The sequence below is a fragment of the Cyclobacteriaceae bacterium genome (genome assembly GCA_025808415.1).
Lineage (GTDB): Bacteria > Bacteroidota > Bacteroidia > Cytophagales > Cyclobacteriaceae > UBA2336.
This window is the reverse complement of record CP075525.1, coordinates 1,892,013-1,907,073: the sequence shown is the minus strand read 5'-3', so window position 1 is coordinate 1,907,073 and position 15,061 is coordinate 1,892,013. Positions and strand designations below refer to the sequence as shown.

Sequence of the window (15,061 nt, the reverse complement as noted above, 5' to 3'; positions counted from 1 at the left end):
CAAAGATCTAATTAATGTATGAAAGCTTCCCTATTTGAACGCATAACGGTTAGCAAAAAGAAACGACTTCAGCGGCTAAAGGATAGTGTTATCGCTTACCTTTCCGCAATTCCGCAAAACAAAATTAAGGATGAGCAAAAGCAGGTGCTCGAGTTTCTGAAACATCATGATATGGCCGTATTCCCATATGAATTTACCGGAAAATACAATCCGGAAGATATTCCGATTTCGTATGATGATGCGCAAAAATTATTTTTTACCCCATGGGAAGGTGGAAACCTGTACTACAAAAACGGTTCGCAAAAAAAGAAAGCACAACGTTATTTCAACAGCCTTCGGTTAGAACAAGATATTCAATCGCCACACCGTTACTTAACCAGCGATTTTACGGTATCGGAAAATGATATTATTGCCGATGTTGGTGCAGCCGAGGGAAACTTTTCATTGAGTGTGGTAAACAAAGCGAAACATATTTATTTGTTCGAACCCGAACCGGGTTGGGTGAAGGCCTTGAAGGCAACTTTTGCCCCCTGGAAAGAAAAGGTGACAATTGTGCAGAAATTTATTTCGGATAAGACGGGCGGCAACAGCATTACACTGGATGATTATTTCAGTGGTGATAAAGTTGTTGATTTTATAAAAGCTGACGTTGAGGGGGCCGAGCACAGTCTTATCCGTGGGGCTGCCGGTCTTATACAACGGCACCAAAAGTTAAAAATAGCGTTGTGCACCTACCATAGCCAGGATGATGCTACACAACTGGAGGACTTGTTAAAAAACCATGGCTTCACTACTCGGTTTTCTGACGGATACATGCTTTACTATTACGGCAAACAAAACATAGTAAAGCCACCTTACCTTCGCAGGGCTGTTTTACGGGCCACCAAACCATAAGCAAATCGTGGACCTTTCTATTGTTATCGTCAACTTTCGCGGGTGGAAGCGCCTTCGCCAATGTCTCGAATCGTTAAGTTGCCTTAGTGATGCCCCCTTTACATGGGAAGTTATTATTGTTGACAATCAAAGTAATGATGGCCAGCTTGGTTCTTTTGAGTACGAGTTTCAACATTTTACGTTTGTTGAAAATACGGGCAACAATGGCTTTGCCAATGGCTGCAATGTAGGCGCTGCGCAGTCAACCGGAACATTTCTTCTTTTCCTAAATCCAGATACCATTGCGAACCTGCATGCCCTTAAAAAGCTAATGGTCACGGCTTTGAAAAACCCAGACCTCACTATACTCACCTGTCACCAACTTAACGACAAAGGAAAAGACACCAAGCCCTATGGGTTGTTTGTACGTCCGGGCACATTAACCAGCCTGTTCCGTTCTGTTTATCGGCTAACCCACAATCATTTACCGCAAATCCAATTGCAGTCGGGCGAAAAGGCCTTGTCACCCGAATGGGTTTCCGGTTCAGCCATTTTTATAAAGCGAACCAACTTCAATCAACTGGGCGGATGGTGCGAAGATTACTGGATGTATTTTGAAGATGCCGATTTGTGCAAGCGCGTAAGGAATACAGGTGGACAGCTTGCTTTGCTTACGGAAATCAGCATAACCCATAACCACGGTGGGGCATCGCGGATTAATCCGGTAACCAAAGCATTGACCAAATCGGAGGTGCTGATTTCAAAGCATGTTTACATCAGTAAACATTTTAGCGGGATAACGCGTTCGTTAATGCAGGCCTATATGGTTGTTGATAACCTTTTTATCAGTCATTTACTGATTAGCCTAGCAGGGCTTCTTCTGTTCTTTGTCCCCTCGATCAATGCCTATACAAAGCTATACGCAAACCTTGTCAGGTACTACCGGCATGCTATTTCAAACAAAACCTGGCTAAGTCCGCGATCCATGAGTTTCCGGCAACTTGCGAAGAAATAATCTTCACTTCTTGTAAACTTCCTTATAGTAAGTGATGCTTCGTTCAATGATCGGTAAGGCGTGTGCCCTGCTCAGGAATTCATCCACTACTACCTTTTTGTTTTCAAGTGTTTTATAATTTTCAAAAAAATGTTTGAGCTCTACGCGAAAAAAATCGGGCAATTCACTTACATCACGAATGTGGCTAACGCTGGCATCTTGTTCGGCAACTGCTATAATTTTGTCATCTGCTTCGCCACGGTCAATCATCCGCATCACGCCAATCACTTTAGAAGGAATCATACAGCGTGGAACTACAGATACCTGGGTAAGCACAACAATATCCAAGGGGTCATTGTCTTCGCCCAATGTTTGCGGGATAAATCCGTAATTCAACGGGTAATACATAGATGCGTAAAGAACACGGTCGAGTTTAATCAAACCGCTTTCCTTATCAATCTCATATTTGGCGCGCGACCCGCGCGGGATTTCAATGATCCCGTTTACCTGTTCAGGCGGATTTACACCAATGGAAACTTCATGCCAGGGATGCTGTACCATAATTTTTTATCTGAAAGGTATAAAAAACTCCCGGAAGGGTGTCCATCCGGGAGTTAAATGACAATACGGAAATGAGCTGATTATTCGGATTTATCTTCCTTCTTCGTTGATTCCTTTTTTTGTGCCTGGCGGATTCTATCGCCTTCCTTTAACCGCTTTGATACCATCAGAAAGGGACCGGTTATCACTTCGGTTGAATCGGTAATACCAGAAGTTATTTCAATGTTGTCGTAATCACTGATACCCGTTTTTACTTCAACCATTTTAGCAACACCTCCTTCATTTACGAAAACAACAATTTTATCCTGCTTCTTCTCTGATGATGGTTGATTTCCTGCTGGTTGTGATGTGCCGGTTGATTTCTTTTTATCTTCCGGGAGGCGGGTAGTGACCGCTGCTAGCGGAACCGAAATAACATTCTCCTTTCGCGTGGCCAGTATTTCCACGCTGGCTGTCATGCCGGGCCGGAAAGGGTATCGCTTGCCAGACTCGACTAAATCCTTGTAAGAAGAATTGAGGATCAATATCCTAACTTCAAACTCTGTGATCGCATCGGAAGAAACTTTGTCCTTGGCTGTATTGGCAATGTGCGTAACAATTCCCCTGAACTGCTTATTGGTGTTTGCATAAGCATCTACATCGATAATGGCCGTATCGCCAATGTGCACACGCACAATATCGTTTTCGTTCACATTTACCCGGACTTCCATGGTGCTCAAATCGGCTATGCGCAACATTTCCGTTCCTTGCATTTGGGCTGTACCCACTACGCGCTCACCCTTTTTTACATTCAGTTTCGAAACAAACCCATCCATGGGCGCTACCACACTGGTAAGCCTCACGTTTTCCCGCGCTTCGTTTACGGTAGCTTCACTGCTCCTTACGATAAATTTTGCTGCTTCTAGCGATTGCCTTGCTGATTTCAAATCGTTCTCGGCAACTTTAAAATTTTGTTGTGCCAGTTGCCAATCCGCTTCTGCAATAACTTTTTCGCCCCATAATTTTTCCTGCCGCTCAAAATCCTGTTTAGCGCGAATGTACGTGGCCTCTGCACGCGACAGGGCGGCTTCCGATGCAACCATGTTAGCGCGCTGTTGGTTAAGCGAAGCCTCTGCCCGCTCCAATTGCGAAAGCCAGGTATCCGGGCGGATCTTTACCAGCAACGTACCCCTGGAAACCGAATCACCATCCTCTACCATCAATTCCCGGATTTCGCCTGAAACTTCGGGTGCCAGTTTAACTTCCGTAACAGGCTGAACGGTGCCGGAGGCGCTAACCTTTTCAATAATGGTGGTGCGCTTGGCTTTGGTTAGCTCCACTTCAAGGTCTTTCGGTTTACCAATCCAGCCTTGTGAGCGGCCAATTGCAATGAACAGCAGCAGCACTACCACTGCCGCAATAAGTATATAAATTAATTTATTCGACTTTTTTTTCTGCTTTGCCATTATTGTAAGTGTAAAAAGTGGTTAAAATTCAAGTGGAAGGCCCTGGTAAAAATCCAATACCTTTTTTCGGAATATGAAATCATATTTAGCGCGCAAATAATCGGATTGTGCGCGGAACAAATCGTTTTCGGAAACCTGGTATTCAACAAAATTAATTGCCCCCAGGTTAAATCGTTGTTTGTTCATCCGGTACGCTTCATCAGCTGCCTGCACCTGGCGCTGTGCCGCGGAATAAGTTTTTGATGCAGCTACCGCATCGTTATAAGCTGTTTCAACAGCCTGTCGCAACGTATTGCTTGCTTCCAGAAATGATATGTCGGCTAAATCCCTGCTTATGGCCGCCCGCTGAACGGCCGAACGTGCCTGCAAACCATTAAAGATGGGTATTTGAAGGTTGAATCCCAGGCTCTTACCAAGATTGTTATCAAACTGTGTGGAACGCGATGGGAGGATAATTTGCCCGGTTGGCGTAACCACATCGGCAAATACAGGTGTTAACGAACCGGATACATAACCAATCTCACGGGTATCGATTGAAAAACCGCCATCGGGTTGAAATTGCCTGCGCTGGTCTGAATACAGGGTGGTGATGTTGCCGTTTAGGGTTAACCTTGGATACAGATTACCTTTTGTAGAGCGCAACGCATACAGTGAACTTCTTTTCCGCAACTGCGCGGCTTTAATTTCAGGCATTGTTTGTACGGCAATATCAAAAATTTCATCCGCGGTTTTATTGAGCAACAAATTATCATCAATGCTCACCTCAAGGGTTTCAACATCCAACGGTGTGGATCCGGGAAGTTGCAAGGCTTGCTTCAACTGAAGTAAAGAAAGATTCAAGGCATTCTCGCGTTGTACCACCGTTAACTCATTGCTGGCCGCCTGCGATTCCAGTTGCAATACATTTGCCCGCGGAAGGGAACCCGCTTCAACAAGTTTTCGGGTTTGTTTCAATTGCTCTTCGGATGACCGAAGCTGAAGCTGGGCATTGTTATACAACTCTTTATTAAAAACGATGTTCAAGTAAAGGGTAATGACGTTAAGGATAACATCGTTTCGGGCACGCATCAGGTCTTCGTTAACGGCATCAAGTTCCGTTTCATTTTGCTTCATACTGTAAAACAACCGAAAGCCATTCCACAACAGCAGTGAGCTACTGGCGTTCATGTTTATTGAGTTCACGCGTTGTTCGGTAAAGAGGTTGGTTACCGGGTCGATGGTACGCCCCCAGTTATACCCGTAATTTCCACCCGCATTCAAGGTTGGCAACATGGCCATTTTGGATTGGCGATAGTTGATCTCCCCCGTTTCTACCCCATAGGTGCTTCGCTTTACGGTAAGGTTATTGGCCACAGCATAGTCGATCAATTCGCGGAGCGTCCAAACTTTTTTGTCTTGTGCCGAAGCAGAAAGGAACAGGCACACACATGCCAACAACAAGATTTTTTTCATAATCACTACAAATCAATATCCGGAATATAAATTACTTCTTTCACCCAGGTTAGACTCCGCAGGTAGTCCAATGTTACAGGCTTAATACCAGAGTCCATTTCAATAACCAAACAGGCCTGATCATGTTTACCGCGCCTGGAAACCGACATGGTGGCAATGTTGCAATCATCGTGTGAAAGTATGCTGGCAATAAAGGCAATGCTGCCTTTTACGTCATCGGCAAAAATTACCAGGGTGTGAAGACTGGCACTAAAATCAGCCTTAAATCCATCCACCTCGGCAATATTAATAATTCCCCCACCTTTGCTTTCGCCCAGCACCTCAATTTCACGCTCGCTACTCTTAATGGATACCCGTATGGTATTCGGGTGCATGGTTGAAGCATTACCAACCGATTTAAACTGATATTTAAGTCCCATTTTACCGGCCAGGTCCAAGGCATCCTTAATTCGTTTATCATCGGTTTTAAAATCAAGCAACCCGGCAATGATGGCCCGATCGCTTCCGTGGCCTTCATAGGTGCGGGCAAAGGAGTTATAAAATATTATCTCGGCCTGCTCGGGCTGGCTACCCAAAAGCTTACGGGCAGTGCGGGCAATCCGGACTACCCCGGCCGTGTGTGAACTTGACGGGCCGATCATTACCGGGCCAATCATGTCAAAAACACTGCTTTTTTCGTGCATACTGGGTAAGAATACGGGATTTGTCGCGGGTGCGGTATAAATGTTACAGCAACAGGTATTTTTTAGATAATTATCTACTGCATTATCTAAACCGCTATGGGCGCTTTAATGCCCGGGTGCGACTGATAATTGACAATCTCAAAATCTTCAAACGTATAGTCAAATAATGATTCAGGCTTTCTGTTGATTTTTAGTTGCGGCAATGGATAAGGTTCACGGGTTAACTGCAACTTTGCCTGTTCTACATGATTGGTGTAGAGATGAACATCACCCCCGGTCCAAACAAATTCGCCAGGCTCAAGGTTGCATTGTTGTGCAACCATATATGTAAGCAAGGCATAGGAAGCAATGTTAAAAGGGACACCCAAAAAATAATCGGCACTGCGCTGGTAGAGTTGACACGATAACTTGCCATCGGCCACATAAAACTGGAACAAAGCATGGCATGGCGGAAGGGCCATTTTATCCACTTCTGCCGGATTCCATGCTGAAACAATATGCCTGCGCGAATCGGGTTTGGTTTTTATTTGCTCTACTACTTTGGAAACCTGGTCGATGGTCGTTCCATCAGGAGCAGGCCAGCTTCTCCACTGGTGTCCATATACAGGGCCAAGGTCTCCATTTTCATCCGCCCACTCATCCCAAATCGATACACCATTGTCTTTAAGGTACTTGATGTTGGTGTCGCCATTCAAAAACCACAACAATTCATAAATAATAGAGCGAAGATGCAGTTTTTTGGTAGTTACCAGCGGAAAACCTTCGGCCAGGTTGAAACGAAGCTGCCTGCCAAAAACCGAATACGTGCCCGTTCCGGTCCGGTCGGTTTTAAGGCTTCCGTTTTCAAGTATATCCTGCATTAAATCAAGGTAGTTTCGCATGGTGTAGTTTTGAAAAGCAAATAAAAGAAAAAGTCCCGACCCCTTAAGATAAGGACCAGGACTTTTCACTAAAAACCAACCCTACTTACCCTCTTTTGTTTACGTTCACGTTTCTTGAATTTCCATCAACGGTTATGGTGATAACCCGGTCACAGGAACCGTCACCATAGTTAACAGTGATCACTTTATTGGTTGCCACATCCGTGAATTGCTTAATGCCACTTACCGCTATAGGGCAGCCGCGTTTATAAATGACCGGCTCAACAATGGACATGGTGTAAGCCCTTCCTCTACGGTTATTGCCCGAAGCCGTAATATTTTCATCCGCACATTGGGTAATGACCAGTTCATCCAAAAGCAGGTTATTCTGGTTCCTCTTCCACTCCCGTTCAAGGCAATGTGCACGGGTTGCTTCTGTACCGTCAGGCCATATTGCTTTGCCGTTTTCCAACCGGATGCGAAACTTAGCTGAATTAATATTAGCGCAGGGCGTAAGCACCGTTAATGTGCGCGTACCCGACAACTTAATTCCGTTCACAGAATAGTTTTCGAACGTGGTAACCACCGTGGTATTGGCACAAAACCTGCGGCCAGTAAAGCGAACATGAATCTTCCCTTTTCGTTCATTGCCAATAACATCAGTGCAACCATTCCCAAAATCGATCACAATTTCACCTTTTGGGGTATTAGGGGTTGAGTCCTCATCCAGGGTGATGGTAACAGTAGCACAGGTAAAGCGCTGGTCATTAACGTTAACATTTCTGGCGCCACTCGCCACTCTTCCTCCATCATCCGTGCCGCTATCGGAAATGATTGCCAGACCGGCCATGTCATCAGCATCTTCAAAATAGTAGTCGGTAATGGCATCTTCTGCAACATCGGCAGCTTCTTGTTGGAGTTGGGTTGATTCATCGGAACAGGATACAACACCACCAAGCACAGCAACAACCATTATAGTCATTGCCCTCTTAAACATCGAAATTGTTTTCATAAGCATAGGTTAAATTTATCAACGAAAAACAACCCTTAGACAACATGCGGGACAAAGGGTTTAATTGAAATTTGGCATTATTTTGGCGTGCGAAACAATTGTTTTAACTTTAACTAACTAAAAACCAAATCCCTTTATGAAAAAAACACTATTAATTGTTTTAGTGGCATGTTTCATCGGTGTTTCCGGTGGCTTGCAAGCGCAAAATGTTGTAAAAATCAACATCTTGAGCCCAATCGTGAAGACCATTAACGTATCGTATGAAAGGGCCATTAATGAGAACGGAAGTTTTCAGCTTGGATTCTTTTACACCGGCTGGTCGAATGACCTGACCAAGTTTAGCGGTTTTGGTATCACCCCCGAGTACCGTTTCTACCTGTCCGACTCCCCTGCACCGGAGGGTGTTTATGTTGCGCCTTTTATCAGGTACCAGAAGTTCAATATTTCTGATAAAGATGTCTCCGACAGTGAAGCTGATTTTTCAGCGTTTGGTGGTGGCGTGGTAATTGGTAAGCAATGGGTATTTAAAGATAAGATCACTTTAGATCTGTTCCTTGGTCCTGCTTATTATTCAGGGAAAGTTTCTGGTCAGTCGGGTAACACAACTTTTGACACCGATGCATTTGATGGCTTCGGATTGCGTACCGGCATCAACTTTGGTTTCAAGTTTTAACGAGATCAAATTTTTTAATGTAATATAGGGGGCAGCATTTAGTTGCCCCCTTTTTATTTCAACATGAAAGTTCTACTTACCACGTTAATCGTGCTATCGATTTACTTTTCCGCATTGGCCCAAAAGAAACCCATTGCACTTGCAGACTCTACATTCTTCCGGGCAAAGCTTTTTAAGGTAAACCTTTTGAGTCCCATCGCACAAACTTTCTCCGGGGCATTCGAAAGCGTACTAAGCCCGGAAAAAAGTATCCAGGTTGCCGTATTTATTAATGAGGTTGGCTTTGGCGTAACTCCTGAATACCGGTACTATCTTTCTTCCACATCGGCCCCACAAGGTGTATACATTGCACCGTTTGTACGCTACCAGCAACTGGATGGTTTTGATGCCACATTTGGTGGCGGACTTGTTATCGGCAAGCAAAATTTCTATAAGAAGAAAATATCTATCGATGCTTATTTCGGTCCCTCGTATAATACCTTTGTATTTGATGAAGTTTTTAAATTTGGAATACGGGCCGGCATTATGATTGGCCTGAATGTTAAATCCCCAAACCGATGAGGTTAATTGTTCTTTTCTTAATTATTTTTTCGGCAACGCCAGGCAGCGGGCAAACCCTTAAAATTGCCAAACTTAAGTACAACGGTGGCGGTGACTGGTATGCCAACAAAACTGCATTACCTAATCTGATAGCCTTTTGTAATACTGAGCTTGGTACTATGCTAGCCCCCGAAGAAGACATTGTAGAGGTTGGCAGCAAAGACCTTTACCTCTACCCTTACATTTACATGACAGGCCATGGCAACGTAGTTTTTTCCGATGCGGAAGCCACGAACCTTCGCAACTACCTGATGGGTGGCGGGTTTCTGCACGTTGACGATAACTACGGATTGGATAAGTACATCCGGCTGGAGTTGAAAAAAGTATTTCCAGAACTAGAACTTAAGGAATTGTCGTTTGATCATCCCATCTACCATCAGAAATTCAAATTTCCCAAGGGTTTACCAAAAATACATGAGCATGACGGCAAGCCTGCCCAGGGCTTTGGGTTAATTTATGAAGGTCGCCTGGTGCTTTATTATTCCTATGAAAGCGACCTTGGCAATGGCTGGGAAGACAGGCGCGTGCACAACACCCCTGCCGAAAAACACCAGGAGGCTTTGCAGATGGGTGCTAATATTATTGCCTACTGCTTTACGAATTCCATGTAAACAAGAACACCCGGGAAGTGCATAGTTTTCTTACTTCCCACCCAAAACTTCCTCCAGTTTATCATCCAATGCCTGGCCACGAAGGTTTTTGGCTATGATCTTACCATCCGGATCAAGCAAAAGCGAAAAAGGAATAGCCGTAATGTTATAGGTTTTTGCGGCTTCTGATTGCCAGAATTTTAAATCCGAAACGTGTGTCCAGGTTAAACCATCTTCACGAATGCCTTGCAACCAATCGTCTTTGGTACGGTCCAATGAAACACCATATACGGTAAAGCCTTTGTCTTTGTACTGATTATAAGCCCTGACAATATTGGGGTTTTCTTTACGGCAAGGGCCACACCACTTCGCCCAGAAATCTACCAACACATACTTGCCACGCAAGGATGAAAGTGGAACAACCTTGCCTTCGGGGTTGGGCAAAGAAATTTCGGGCGCCACTTGCCCGATGGCAAGTGTTTTCATTTTATCCACCATGTCTATAAAATCTTTTGCATGGGTGTAGGTAGGCCATTCTTTGCGAAGCTTTTCTGCCGTGGCCACATACACATCGAAGTAAGCATCCTTATCCAGTAGCTGGCCCTGTAAAACATTAATTACACCTAACGATGGTGCGCTGCCTTTAACCAGTGCAGCAACTTTATCGCTGGCATTGGTCAATAATTTCTGATACTCCTTTTGTATAGCCAGTATAGTCTTTTCATCATTGGCAACCTGGGCTTTGTTGAACTCTGCGATAAGCTTTTGTGCCTCTGGTGTGTTCTGCACGCCATTAATTATTGTTTGGGCATTGCGGATAAACTCGATTTCAGGTGACCCCTTCACTTCAAAAAAGCCTGTAGCTTCGTTGCCATCAACATTTACTTCCAAATCGTTTTTATGGAGGATAACATCCACCACCTGACGGTTATAGAAGTTAATTTTATAATACCCCGGCTCTTTAAGCTTTACTTTTTTCGAAAATGTATAATTGCCTTTCAGCTTAATAGTATCCTGCCAACCCGTACCTGCTTTAGTGATTTCCATGATGGAAATGGTACCCCCTTGTTGGGGAAAGCCTACCTTACCTTTCAAGGTAACTTCCCAAACGCCATCGTTTTTGGATTGTTGCCCGTTTGACGAACAACCCATCAACACCAACACACTGATCAATACAAAACTCACACTAACGTTTAATCGCTTCATTTTTCTTCAAGTTTCTTTAGTAGTAATTGATTGGCCACTTTCGGGTCGGCCTTACCCTTACTGCGTTTTATCACTTCGCCCATAAACATAGCTAATATTCCCTTTTTACCGCGCTTGTACTCCTGTACTTTATCCGGAAAGTCAGCCACAACACCTTCGATAACCGGTAAAATAGAATCTTGATCACTGGATTGCAGAACATTCAATTGCTGTGCCACTTCAAGTGGCGAGTTGCCAACGTTTTTTAACAATTCAGGCAAAACCCGCTGAGAAGCAACTGAAAAACTGAGCTTACCCGATTCTACCAATTGAATAAGTTCGGCTAAGGTAACAGCAGTTACGGGAAATTCGTTTACCGCTAATGAAAGATCATTCAAAGCCGATTTTACGGGCCCCATGATCCAGTTGGAAACGGCCTTATAATTTGAAACATGGCGGCACACCTCTTCAAAATATTGGGCCACTTCTTTCGTGTCCGTAAGCACCTCCGCATCGTACAGGGGTAGTTTGTATTCCGTGGTGAATTTCCGTACAAGTTCATCCGGCAAGGCGGGCATGGAAGCCTTTATTTCTGAAAGCCAGTTTTCGGATATCGCCACGGGGCTTAAGTCAGGATCAGGAAAATAACGGTAATCATTCAGCTCTTCCTTGGCACGCATACTATAGGTAGCGCCCGTATCGGCATTAAATAAGCGTGTTTCTGAAATAACCGGGGTGCCTGCCTCCAATGCTGAAATTTGGCGGGCTATTTCCGAATCAATAGCACGCTGTACATGGCGTATGGAGTTCATGTTCTTGATCTCCACTTTTTTACCAAATGCAGTTGCATTTTTTAACATCACCGATACATTCGCATCGCAACGTAACGAACCTTCTTCCATGTTGCCATCGCAAACATCGAGGTAGCGAACCAGTTTTCGAACTTCTGTAAGGAACGCATACGCTTCTGCAGAACTCCGGAGTACCGGATCCGTTACGATCTCAATCAACGGAACACCCGCACGGTTGAAGTCCACATAGGTATCTTCAGTGCCTTCTATGTGCATGGATTTACCCGCATCCTCTTCAAGGTGTATGCGGTTTAACTGAATGTTCCTCTCCTCACCGTTAATTCTAATTTTAACATAACCACCTTTGCAAATAGGAGTACGGTCTTGCGTTAACTGGTAGCCCTTGGGCAAATCGGGGTAGAAATAATTCTTACGATCGAAGATCATGAATTGCGTGATTTGCGAATGACACGCCAGGCCCATCCGAACGGCCAACTCAACAACCTTTCGGTTAAGCCTGGGGAGCGTTCCCGGATGTGCCAGCGTAATGGCACTGATGTTGGTATTGGGGGCACTTCCGTAGGTGGTATAATCAGACGCAAAAATTTTGCTGGTAGTGAGAAGTTGCGCGTGAACCTCCAGGCCGATAACTGCTGTATATTTTTCGATGGTCGAAATAACGAATGCGGTTATGAATTTGAAATCAGTTCCTTGGCCCTGGTAAGGACGGCATCAAGGCCAAGAAGATTTTTGCCCCCTGCAGTTGCAAAGAAGGGTTGTCCTCCTCCTCCTCCGTCAATCTCTTTCGCCAATACTTTAACCATTTCACCGGCATGATATTTTTTTAAGGCCATCAACTTTTCACCGATCATTACCGATACCTGCGGTTTACCCTCCACATCGGCAGCCAATATCAACAGCAGATCATCAAATTGATTGCGCAGGGCATAGGCTATGTTTTTCAGGGCATCGGCATTGGGTACCGATACCTTTTCAATAATAGTGTGTGCCCCGTTTGACTTTAAAGCTTTCTTAGCCAGTTGATCCTTAAGGTTATTCGCATACTCCTGGTGAATGGCCTCAAGCTTTTTTTCTAAAGCATGTTTTTCTTCAGCCAGGTTTTTAACGGAAGCGATCAAGTCCTTAGGGTTTTTCAAGAGCGAGCGTACCTCCTCCAGAACCGAAAGCTCCTGGCGCACATAGTGTTCGGCCGTTTCTGCCGTAATCGCTTCGATCCTGCGCACACCGGCAGCCACCGAACTTTCAGAAATAATTTTGAACAAGCCAATATTTCCGGAGGAAGGAACGTGGGTACCACCACAAAGCTCGACCGAAAAGGAAGGGTCGAAAGTTACTACACGTACATAATCACCATACTTTTCGCCAAACAATGCCATAGCGCCAAGCTTTTTTGCTTCCTCAACCGGCACATTCAGTTTAATATCAGCATGTATGTCTTCACGGATTTTTTCGTTTACCCGATCTTCTACTTGCCGGATTTCTTCGGGTGTCATGGCTGTAAAATGTGAGAAGTCGAAGCGGGTAATTTTTTCATTCACCAACGATCCTTTCTGTTCAACATGCTTACCCAGTACTTCACGCAACGCTGCATGAAGCAAATGCGTAACCGAATGGTTACTCATGGTAAGCTTGCGTTTCTTCTCGTTAACAACCGCATGAAATAAAGCTGTTAAGTCAGTTGGGAGCTTATCAACAAAATGAACGATCAACTCATTTTCCTTTTTAGTATCGGTAATGCTGATTTTATCGTTACCTGCCTGAATGTAACCCGTATCCCCTACCTGGCCACCGCTTTCGGCATAAAATGGTGTGCGATCAAAAACCAGTTGATAGAGTTCTTTACTCTTCTGAACTAACTTCCTGTACTTAACTATGCGCACATCGGCTTTCAGAAAATCGTAACCTATAAATTCGGTTTTCTCATCATCACCCACTAAAATCCAATCCCCGGTTTCTTTTGATGCATCGGCCTTTGAGCGTTCCTTTTGCTTTTGCATCGCTGCCTGGAAACCCTTTTCATCAACCGAAAAACCCTTTTCACGGGCAATCAAGGAGGTTAGGTCAAAAGGAAATCCAAAGGTATCGTAGAGTTCAAAGGCCAGTTCGCCAGGCACGATGTTATTCTTGAATTGCGATTCAACTGATTCAAAACGTTTCAATCCACGCTCCAACGTTTTCAAAAACGAAACCTCCTCCTCGTGGATTACTCTCCCCACATAATCTTTTTGCGCTTCCAATTCAGGGAATACATCTTTCAATTGCCCGGAAAGGATAGGAACCAGTTTGTAAAGGGATGGTTCATGAAAATTTAAAAAAGTATAGCCGTAGCGTACGGCCCTTCGCAGAATTCTGCGAATTACGTACCCGGCACCAGCATTTGCGGGCAACTGACCATCAGCAATCGCAAAAGCCACCGCGCGTATGTGGTCAGCCATAACACGCAGGGCAATGTCCGTTTTCTCGTTCTGCTTGTAGGTTACGTTTGATGCCACTGCAATAAAATTGATCAACGGGGCAAACACATCGGTATCGTAGTTGGAAGTTTTACCCTGTATGGCCATGCACAAACGTTCGAAACCCATACCGGTATCAACATGTTGTGCAGGAAGTTTTTCCAACGAACCATCTGCCTTTCGGTTAAACTCCATAAACACCAGGTTCCAGATTTCAACCACTTGCGGATGATCATGGTTAACCAATTCCTTACCGGGGATTTTACTTATTTCTTCTGCCGGTCGTAAATCAATATGGATCTCGGAACACGGACCGCACGGGCCGGTCTCGCCCATCTCCCAAAAATTATCTTTTTTCTTGCCTAAGATGATCCGGTTTTCATCTACTATTCTACTCCACAATTTCTTTGCTTCTTCATCTACCGGAAGGTTATCGGTTGAATCACCACCAAAAACGGAAACGTATAATCTTTCTTTTGGAAGTTTGTATACTTCAGTGAGCAACTCCCATGCCCATTCAATGGCTTCCTTCTTAAAGTAATCGCCAAACGACCAGTTACCCAACATTTCAAACATGGTGTGGTGGTACGTATCAATGCCAACTTCTTCCAGGTCGTTGTGCTTACCACTTACGCGAAGGCATTTCTGTGTATCGGCTATACGCTTGCTTTTCGGGATACCATGCCCTAAGAAGTAGTCCTTAAACTGCACCATGCCCGAGTTGGTGAACAACAACGTTGGGTCATTTTTTAAAACAAGGGGTGCCGAGGGCACAATAAGGTGTGCTTTGCGCTCAAAAAACTCTAAAAACTGCTTTCGAATCGATCCTGAATCCATGAAGGGTTTCCGCTCTAAGTATCTATATTTT

At 44.5% G+C, this 15,061-nt stretch carries 14 protein-coding genes; 5 read left to right on the top strand and 9 right to left on the bottom strand.

Features of this window, described 5'->3' with window-relative positions; translation table 11 throughout:
• Nucleotides 1-18 precede the first annotated feature (18 nt).
• Together KIT51_08940 and KIT51_08935 are read left to right on the top strand one after the other, a co-directional pair.
• Nucleotides 19-894 (top strand): FkbM family methyltransferase, encoded by an 876-nt coding sequence (locus KIT51_08940; GenBank protein ID UYN88349.1) that lies wholly within the window; start codon nucleotides 19-21, stop codon nucleotides 892-894.
• 7 nt (nucleotides 895-901) lie between these two features.
• Nucleotides 902-1,888 (top strand): glycosyltransferase family 2 protein, encoded by a 987-nt coding sequence (locus KIT51_08935; GenBank protein ID UYN88348.1) that lies wholly within the window; start codon nucleotides 902-904, stop codon nucleotides 1,886-1,888.
• A gap of 3 nt (nucleotides 1,889-1,891) precedes the next feature.
• On the opposite strand, the gene KIT51_08930 is transcribed toward KIT51_08935, so the two are convergent.
• The 6 genes from KIT51_08930 to KIT51_08905 form a co-directional block, all read right to left on the bottom strand.
• Nucleotides 1,892-2,428, bottom strand: a complete 537-nt coding sequence (locus KIT51_08930; GenBank protein ID UYN88347.1) for an inorganic diphosphatase — start codon at nucleotides 2,426-2,428, stop codon at nucleotides 1,892-1,894.
• Between the two features lie 80 nt (nucleotides 2,429-2,508).
• Nucleotides 2,509-3,873, bottom strand: a complete 1,365-nt coding sequence (locus tag KIT51_08925; protein UYN88346.1) for an efflux RND transporter periplasmic adaptor subunit — start codon at nucleotides 3,871-3,873, stop codon at nucleotides 2,509-2,511.
• 21 nt (nucleotides 3,874-3,894) lie between these two features.
• Nucleotides 3,895-5,325, bottom strand: a complete 1,431-nt coding sequence (locus KIT51_08920; GenBank protein UYN88345.1) for a TolC family protein — start codon at nucleotides 5,323-5,325, stop codon at nucleotides 3,895-3,897.
• A gap of 5 nt (nucleotides 5,326-5,330) precedes the next feature.
• A complete protein-coding gene (gene sdaAB / locus KIT51_08915) occupies nucleotides 5,331-6,008 on the bottom strand; it encodes an L-serine ammonia-lyase, iron-sulfur-dependent subunit beta (GenBank protein UYN88344.1) in 678 nt (225 codons plus the stop codon).
• An 86-nt stretch (nucleotides 6,009-6,094) separates the two neighbouring features.
• Complete coding sequence (locus KIT51_08910) at nucleotides 6,095-6,889, bottom strand: thymidylate synthase (protein ID UYN88343.1); 795 nt, start codon at nucleotides 6,887-6,889, stop codon at nucleotides 6,095-6,097.
• Nucleotides 6,890-6,974: 85 nt separating this feature from the next.
• The gene (locus tag KIT51_08905; GenBank protein ID UYN88342.1) at nucleotides 6,975-7,880 is read right to left on the bottom strand and encodes a hypothetical protein; all 906 of its coding nucleotides are present in this window, start codon (nucleotides 7,878-7,880) and stop codon (nucleotides 6,975-6,977) included.
• A 136-nt stretch (nucleotides 7,881-8,016) separates the two neighbouring features.
• Here KIT51_08905 and KIT51_08900 point away from each other — a divergent pair, with 136 nt between their 5' ends.
• The 3 genes from KIT51_08900 to KIT51_08890 all read left to right on the top strand — a co-directional run bounded on the left by KIT51_08900 (nucleotide 8,017) and on the right by KIT51_08890 (nucleotide 9,764).
• A complete protein-coding gene (locus tag KIT51_08900; protein ID UYN88341.1) occupies nucleotides 8,017-8,553 on the top strand; it encodes a DUF3575 domain-containing protein in 537 nt (178 codons plus the stop codon).
• 63 nt (nucleotides 8,554-8,616) lie between these two features.
• Nucleotides 8,617-9,114 carry a hypothetical protein gene (locus KIT51_08895; GenBank protein ID UYN88340.1) on the top strand — a complete coding sequence of 166 codons (498 nt, stop codon included), beginning with the start codon at nucleotides 8,617-8,619 and terminating at the stop codon, nucleotides 9,112-9,114.
• On the top strand, nucleotides 9,111-9,764 hold the full coding sequence (locus KIT51_08890; GenBank protein ID UYN88339.1) for a DUF4159 domain-containing protein: 654 nt from the start codon (nucleotides 9,111-9,113) through the stop codon (nucleotides 9,762-9,764). The genes KIT51_08895 and KIT51_08890 overlap by 4 nt, the downstream gene beginning before the upstream one ends.
• 30 nt (nucleotides 9,765-9,794) lie before the next feature.
• Here the strand turns inward: KIT51_08890 and KIT51_08885 are convergent, their stop codons facing one another.
• From KIT51_08885 to alaS, 3 genes are read right to left on the bottom strand one after another with little or no spacing between them, the layout of a single operon-like run.
• Nucleotides 9,795-10,895, bottom strand: a complete 1,101-nt coding sequence (locus KIT51_08885) for a redoxin domain-containing protein (protein UYN88542.1) — start codon at nucleotides 10,893-10,895, stop codon at nucleotides 9,795-9,797.
• A gap of 50 nt (nucleotides 10,896-10,945) precedes the next feature.
• Nucleotides 10,946-12,412, bottom strand: coding sequence for an Asp-tRNA(Asn)/Glu-tRNA(Gln) amidotransferase subunit GatB (gene gatB, locus KIT51_08880; protein UYN88541.1), 1,467 nt, complete (start codon nucleotides 12,410-12,412; stop codon nucleotides 10,946-10,948).
• The gene (gene alaS, locus KIT51_08875; GenBank protein ID UYN88338.1) at nucleotides 12,409-15,030 is read right to left on the bottom strand and encodes an alanine--tRNA ligase; all 2,622 of its coding nucleotides are present in this window, start codon (nucleotides 15,028-15,030) and stop codon (nucleotides 12,409-12,411) included. The genes gatB and alaS overlap by 4 nt, the downstream gene beginning before the upstream one ends.
• Between the last annotated feature and the right edge of the window lie 31 nt (nucleotides 15,031-15,061).